Source organism: Acinetobacter lwoffii (assembly GCF_052078135.1).
In the GTDB taxonomy this organism is placed as follows: Bacteria; Pseudomonadota; Gammaproteobacteria; order Pseudomonadales; family Moraxellaceae; genus Acinetobacter; species Acinetobacter lwoffii_Z.
On record NZ_JBQGUZ010000062.1, the window covers coordinates 1 to 1,433 of the forward strand.

Sequence of the window (1,433 nt, forward strand, 5' to 3'; positions counted from 1 at the left end):
GGATGTCTGGTGATTTGTAGTCATAAATTTTAGTCCCCACTTGTTTTTAAGTGGGGACTAAATTAAGGCTTATAGGATGAATTCATAAGGTGTGTTCAGCGGACGCTTACTTTTTTTGTTAGTAAATTGAATTTATTTAGTTTACATATTTAGAAGTCTGCTAAAAATTAAATTATCTAAAAATTTTTACTAATTTAAGGCATGATTTCTGTCTGTTGATAAAGACTAAAAATGCTGAATGAATAGTGGGAAAATATCAATAAATATGGTGTGAGTTGAATTTACTCGTTATAAAAATTGGCATCAACTATGGGGAAAGCAATGGATTATAAGTATTACGTTTATGTACATGAAACATTATCAGGTGAGGTATTTTATGTTGGCAAGGGGTGTGATGATAGGGCATGGCGTAAAGACCGGGATTTGAACTGGGATTTGTATGTTGAAAAATATCTAAATAATCAATACAACGTCAGAATTGTAATTGATCAATTATCGGAAAACCAGGCATTAGAAGAAGAGGAAAAGCTGTTTTCAAAATATGGCGATCAGTTGGTTAATCGTCAAAATATGAGTCGAAGCTTAAATATGGAAGCTTTGGGTCACCGAAATGAGATTGAGTCCAAGTTAAAGAAAGCTGAGTTAGATGCTGAGTTAGCGAAGGAGGTGAATGAAAAGGCTGATTTTTTTATAGAAGCATTGAGGTATCATAAATTATTTGCAAACACTACTATTGAAAATGGTTTACTGGCCGAGCTTCTTGCTCTACGCCCTCTGGGTTCTATCCAACTATTAGATAAAGCAGTCCGAGCATTGGTTGCTGCTGATAGACAGGAACAGGCCCAAATTGTTTTTGACCAATATTTTGTTGACTATCCTCATGAAAAAGAACTGACCAAGGTTGCTTTAATTACCAAGGTCATTGAGCGTGGAACAGTACGATTAACAGAGCAACAAGATTTTGTGCCACCCGAACCTTTGCCACTAGGATGGCAATACGCCAAAGAGCGAAATGAGCAAGTCTTACGATTAGACCACAAGATGTACGAAACAGACAAATCAGAAAGTTATGATCTAGATGTACTTAAAAATCTGATGGATCAAGACATATCTGCTGCGATGCTGTATGTGAAAAAGTGGATTGTTCAGGATGAAAGAGTTAGACGCAAAGACCCTTTGGATAATGCATTATGGTTGTATTCAGAAGCACGTAAAATTGCCAATAAGCAGAAGAATCTGCTTGAGGAATGCTTATTCCAGCAACGATTAACTAATTTACTAAAGGGGCGAAATAAACATTATGAAAAGAATCTAATAACATTAGGCTTTGTTGCACAAAGATTTGAAATGCAAAGCGCCCCTAATTGAGCCAAATTTAAGGCGTAACTTGGGTAAGTGGTCGACCTAATTCCGTAAATCTGTTAAGGACTGCT

Annotated in this window: 1 protein-coding gene; it reads left to right on the top strand. The window is 36.1% G+C overall.

The features are described 5' to 3' along the window. The first annotated feature begins 321 nt into the window (after positions 1 to 321). Entirely contained in the window at positions 322 to 1,368 is a 1,047-nt protein-coding gene (locus ACTL4S_RS16390) for a GIY-YIG nuclease family protein (RefSeq protein WP_441299680.1), read from the top strand. Positions 1,369 to 1,433 lie beyond the last annotated feature (65 nt).